The organism is Mycobacterium sp. (genome assembly GCF_032159565.1).
Taxonomy (GTDB): domain Bacteria; phylum Actinomycetota; class Actinomycetes; order Mycobacteriales; family Mycobacteriaceae; genus Mycobacterium.
This window is the reverse complement of the sequence record NZ_JAVHWR010000067.1, coordinates 1-5,243: the sequence shown is the minus strand read 5'-3', so window position 1 is coordinate 5,243 and position 5,243 is coordinate 1. Positions and strand designations below refer to the sequence as shown.

5 protein-coding genes are annotated in these 5,243 nt (G+C 63.6%); all 5 read right to left on the bottom strand.

Annotated elements, in window-relative coordinates; all coding sequences use genetic code 11:
- Positions 1-112: 112 nt before the first annotated feature.
- Positions 113-286: a hypothetical protein gene (locus QOC76_RS07905; RefSeq protein ID WP_526355937.1), complete on the bottom strand. Its 174-nt coding sequence runs from the start codon at positions 284-286 to the stop codon at positions 113-115.
- Between the two features lie 80 nt (positions 287-366).
- Positions 367-462, bottom strand: a complete 96-nt coding sequence (locus QOC76_RS07900; RefSeq protein WP_526355935.1) for a helix-turn-helix domain-containing protein — start codon at positions 460-462, stop codon at positions 367-369.
- 181 nt (positions 463-643) lie between these two features.
- Positions 644-1,348, bottom strand: a complete 705-nt coding sequence (locus tag QOC76_RS07895) for a hypothetical protein (RefSeq protein ID WP_526355933.1) — start codon at positions 1,346-1,348, stop codon at positions 644-646.
- Positions 1,349-1,724: 376 nt separating this feature from the next.
- A complete protein-coding gene (locus QOC76_RS07890) occupies positions 1,725-2,072 on the bottom strand; it encodes a DUF3024 domain-containing protein (RefSeq protein ID WP_526355931.1) in 348 nt (115 codons plus the stop codon).
- Positions 2,073-2,614: 542 nt separating this feature from the next.
- On the bottom strand, positions 2,615-5,243 hold a 2,629-nt coding region (locus QOC76_RS07885), incomplete at its 5' end, for an ATP-binding protein (protein WP_526355929.1).

Below are 5,243 nucleotides of genomic sequence, written 5' to 3'. Positions count from 1 at the left end.
TCGTTTTCATCGTCGCCGTCATCTTCTGGAGCGGATTCGTCCTGGGTGCCTACAGCGGTGGCCATCACGGGCATCACTGGGACGGTTCTCGTCACGCGTCGATGTCTTCGCTCTACGCCCCGGAGTTGGCTTCAGAGGGCACTTTTACCGCGTAGCGCACCAATCGCGCCTTCGCGGTGCGGCCGTTGTCTCTCGTCACCCGCATGCCCCTTCGTACCGCCGGATAGACGGACTCGACCGTCAGGTCAGCAATGGGTAGGTCATCGAAGGGGACGGTGCCAGGCATGCATGCAGGCTACGGCCAGGACGTCGTCAGATCGAGATCATGATGTACGCCTGAGGTATCGATCCCCTCCCCGCCATCGTCTACGCCGCTGTATCGGTGAGGTACCGGTACAGCGTCGCCCGACTCACTCCGAGGTATTTGGCTACATCCCGCGCAGTGTGACCGTCCGCCCGCATCCGCTTTGCGGTCGCGATGTGACCGGCATCGGCTCCTTCTTGGGCCGCCCGAACTTGGTGCCGTTGGCGCGAACAAGTGTAAGAACGGCCAACCGCCCGCGTCGCGGCTCGTGCTGGTGCGACGCTCGGACACCGCCCGCCGAATCACGCACCCGAAGCAGAACTCGGCGTCCATAACCGCTTACGGGTAGGTGCCGAACCGAACGCCGTTCTCGCCAGGCCCGATGTAAATCCACGATGGGTTGCCCGCCCCTTGCGGCGGAACGATATGGCACCAGTCGTTGGACTTGCAGAGTTCCGGTCCAACCAGCTGAACCTTTCCTGGCTGTGCGGCAACGTTCTGGCCTCCATTCGAGTACGGCTGGCCGTTCCCGTCTGGCGCGTTGTAGACGTCGGTGGCTATCGACACCGTTGCCATCGGCGTCGTCTGTGTGCCGCCGGTGGGATTCGCGGCGCAGGTGAAATGCTCATGCTGGGCGCTCCAGGTCCAGCCACCGGTGTTACCGCCTTTCGCGGCTTGGCCATACGCAAACCCTGCCGTTGGGTCGATTTGGCCCGTGATGTGGTTCGTGACATCACCCCAGTTGATAGTGAAATCAATATTTGGATAGGGATTTGCAGGTACCACTCCAGGGCCGGTGGCGCCGCCGAACTTGACCTTTCCGCCTTCATAGACGGATTTGGTCCCCCCTGTGGGATGGGTGCCGGACCAATCGACGGTGTACACCGAGCCATCGCTAAGGTCCATAGTCAGAACGGGCGTGTCTAGCGTGCAGGAGATGGGGTCAGCCCGCGCCGTCGGGCCTGGGACGGCGATGAATCCCAACGCGGTCATCGCCGTTGCGGTGGCAAACACTTTGACGCCGTCCATAACAGATAATTGCATGGGGAAGTTTCCTCCCTTACTGGTTCTCACCCTCGACCGTGCATAGGAAGCTAGCAGGCAGTAAACAGCCAGTATTCCGTTTGGCAAAACCGGTACGGACGCAGCATTCGACTGCACAGGAAAGGGTCAGCAAATACTCAGATTGCGCTCCACCGTGCCGCTGTAGTGGACCCTGCGCCATAGGAAACTTGGCCTTGATTCGTAGAGCATTCTGCGGCTCGTCATAGCGCCCACTGCTGGGCGCTGTGATCGCGGCCCGCGAATCGTGGACCGGACGCTGTATAAGGCCAGCGGCAAAACGGCTCCGACAAGTTCATAGGATCACACCACCCCGGCGCTTCGGTCAGCGCATCAGTTGGATCAGCTTAGCCGGTCGTTATCCCCAGAAGATGGGGTCGGCTCGGTCGTCGAGGTAGTCGAGCAGGTCTTGGACTTGGGGGCTGGGGTCGAGAGGTGTGTAGCGGTGGTATTTCAGGTTCTGGTCGCGCCAGTACAGCGTCCATAGTCCGGTGGTTTTGGTGTAGCGCAGGCGGGCGATCGGGAATCGGGTCCAGTCGGGGCCGAAATCCTCGCGCCACGGCGGTCGGCATTCGCAGATAGTCAGATGTCTTGGGGTGAGGTCGCATTCGATCCGAATCTCGCCACGAGCTTGCTCTGGGACCTGCTCGGCGCACCAGCGTTGCACGCGGGCGACGTCGAGCTCGGGAAGTCCGGCGGCGGCCATGCCGCCATGATCGCAGCCCAAAACCGCCCCCGGCTATTCAGGCGCCAGCAGCATCGGAATCGGGCCGGTAGCGCTGAACGCCTCGGCTGGGAGCGAAAACGCCCAGACACTCAAATTCGAGCCGTCTGGCTTTGAAGCCGAGTAGCCCATCGCGTAACCACGTGGAGAAATCCACGATGGGAGGGGAATCTGTTGCGCACCTGGTTTTTCAGGCGAATCTTGACCGCTACAACGTCATCTCGGTCCTGGAAAACGACGAGCCGATCGATGCTTGGTCACGATAACTCTGGACGCCGTCGACGCGGCAACCGGTCGACACCGTAAGGAGTGGGGCGTGGACAGGATTCCGTTTGCGCAGCTGGCGACGGAGCGTGCGAATATGCTGCGCCGATTGAACGCGCAATGGTGCAGGACCCAGCTTTGCATCAGCGTTCCGTGGCTGAACTGAGACGTCGACTAGGGACATGGTGGTGTGGCTCACGAGTGGCGCAAATGTGAGGTCTATTTCAGGACACCGGGATAGCTCATCGGCCTGACCTCCATCATGGCATCGCCTGGGCCCACGCGGTATGCCCCTCGAAGCCAAGCGTTGTCGCCATGTCGCGGTAGCGGTCGCCATAGTCGCAGTAGCTTGCCTCGTAGCCGTGAGCCTTGGCCAGCAGGGCGCGCAGCCGCAATAGCCAGATGTCGCGCAAAACCAGACCCTCCTCGCTGGGTGCCGCCGCTAAACGCTCGATCGCGGCGTCGGCTTCGGCCACGTCACCGTCGGCGCCGCGATCGAGCAGTGTCTCCACCAGAACACCCGTCGCAGGAACGCCCCACAGCAGCAGCCGTCCCTCGCGGAACAGATGGTCGACAGCGGCGCGCATGAGCGGTACGGCCTCATCGCGATCCCCACGCCTGGCCCTCTCACGTGCCGAGTAGACGTTGACGATCGGCAACTCGCCCAGGTTGTGTCCCCGGCGTAGCAACGCTTCGCTGACCTCCGCTAGTAGCTTCTGTCCGCGGTCACGCTCCGCATCCGTGTGTCGGTGCACCAGCGCAACGCCCAGCGTCAACCGGGCGAGGGGCAACGCGAGATCGTCGCTGGATCGTTCGGCAATCCGTAGGACATCCTCGATCTCGCGCACGGCGAGATCATCGGGCGTTAGCACGCCATTCGGTATCCCCGGGAAGTAGACGTAGGTGACAACCATGGCGTAGGACAAGGGGTCGGTGCTGCGGGCCATGGCCAAGCCGTGCTGCAGGTCGTCTCGCCATCCGGGACGACCCAGGCCATAGCGGGCCATACCCCGGTTCGTCAAGGCGACCGCTAATGGAGACCCGAAAATGATGTTGCCTTTAGCCGGATCACCGTCGGCCAGGTCGATTACCCTCTGTGACCACCCCAGCACGTCACACCACTCGGCGCTTTCAATCTTGGCGTAGATGGCCGCGATGGACAGCCCCACCGTCAATGTCGGATCGCCGAGCGACTCGATGAGGGCCATGATTTCAGATGCCAGCTGCGACGCCTCGCGCATCCGGTCCTGATACACGTGATCCATCACCAGCCCCGCCATGGCGATGGCCAGCGACGCCTTGTCCCCGGCGGCGGTGCACAACTGCCGCAATTCATCAAAGCGGTCACCGGCAACGTTCATATGGACCCGGTAGGCGATCCCGCACAACATGGTGCGCGGCGCAATGCGCATGGCAGCCCGGTCGGGGTCCTCGGCGGGCAATGCGTCGGCGATCTTTTCCGCACGCTCCCAACTCAGTCGCGCCGCGGCGATGTCACGGTTGGTCGCCCACGCTGCGGCGCGCATGTGCCAGCCGAAGGCGGCGTGCCGATCACCGGCGGCCTCCAGGTGCTCGGCGATCAGAGCAGCGTTCTGGTCGGCCGAGTCCGGCTCGCGGGCTTCGATCGCGGCGGCAAGCCGCCGGTGCAACTCGGCGCGATCCGACTTGAGCTGCGATTCGTAGGCCACCGCGCGAATCAGCGGATGGTGGAACACATACTCAGCGTGGCGGGTGAACCTGACCTGGTCGATGAGCTGGGCCGCCACCAAGTCACCCACGACCGGTTCGGTCCCCAGCACAGTCAGCTGGTCCAGGCCAAACCGCGAGCCGACCACCGCCGCCGCGCTCAATGTGCGTTTGGCTTTCGGGTCCAGCCGGTCGATGCGCGCAGCGATCGTCGCGTGCAGGGTCGCAGGCACACTAACCTCCGCAGCCTCTGCGGTCGAGATGTAAGCTCCACGCTCCCCACGCAGGACACCACGCTCGGCCAGCTCGCGCACCATCTCCTCGGCGAAAAACGGATTACCGGCAGCCCGATCGACGATCGTCTGACCCAGCTTGCGAACGGAGGGGTCCGGACCGACCAGCTCCGAGACCAGCGCCGCGGTCTCTGAATCGCTCAGCGGTGCAAGGGCTACCGTTTGCGCACCAGGCAATTGGGTCAATGGGCCGCGATATTCGGGACGATAGGTGACCAGCACCAGCGACGGCGTCTGCGGAATTACGGTGAAGAAATCGGCCAGCATCGACTCGCTGACCTCATCGATCCAGTGCGCGTCCTCGATGATGTAGAGCGCCGGGGTTTCCCGGGCCAACGAGGCGGCATTGACCAGCGCGGTCAGCCGCCGCCGACGAGCATCCGGGTCGATCCGAGGCAGAACAGCATCAGGATCGCCGATACCCAGCAAGTCATAAAGTAGCAGCAAGTCCTCCGGGTCTGCATCACTCACCCGGTCGCGCAATCGATTCCGGGCGGCCTGCACGCCGAGACCCTCAACCCCGGTGGCCGCGCGCAGCAGCCGCGCGACGACATGGAAGGGCACCTGGCTGGCGTGCGACTCGCAGAAGGTAATGAACACCTCCACACCCCGTTGACGCGCCATCGCCGCCACCTCGCGCACCAGACGACTCTTGCCAATACCAGGAGGCCCCACCACGCCGACCACCGCGCCGCGGCCATCGACCGCACAGTCCAACAACCCCTCGACGGCCGACATCTCCCACCGCCGACCCACCAGATTCGACTCAGCACGCCCGACGCTGCGATGCCGGTCGCCGATGCCCAACAGGCGATGGGCGGGCACCGGCTCGTCGGCACCCTTGATCTGAACCAACTCGGCCTCGCCCAAGGCTGCTGAGCTATCGACCAGTCGCGCGGTGGACGCGCTG

Coding starts and splice junctions, on each gene's coding strand:
- QOC76_RS07905 (WP_526355937.1), bottom strand. CDS start 286: ATGCCTGGCACCGTCCCCTTCGATGACCTACCCATTGCTGACCTGACG.
- QOC76_RS07900 (WP_526355935.1), bottom strand. CDS start 462: ATGCGGGCGGACGGTCACACTGCGCGGGATGTAGCCAAATACCTCGGA.
- QOC76_RS07895 (WP_526355933.1), bottom strand. CDS start 1,348: ATGCAATTATCTGTTATGGACGGCGTCAAAGTGTTTGCCACCGCAACG.
- QOC76_RS07890 (WP_526355931.1), bottom strand. CDS start 2,072: ATGGCCGCCGCCGGACTTCCCGAGCTCGACGTCGCCCGCGTGCAACGC.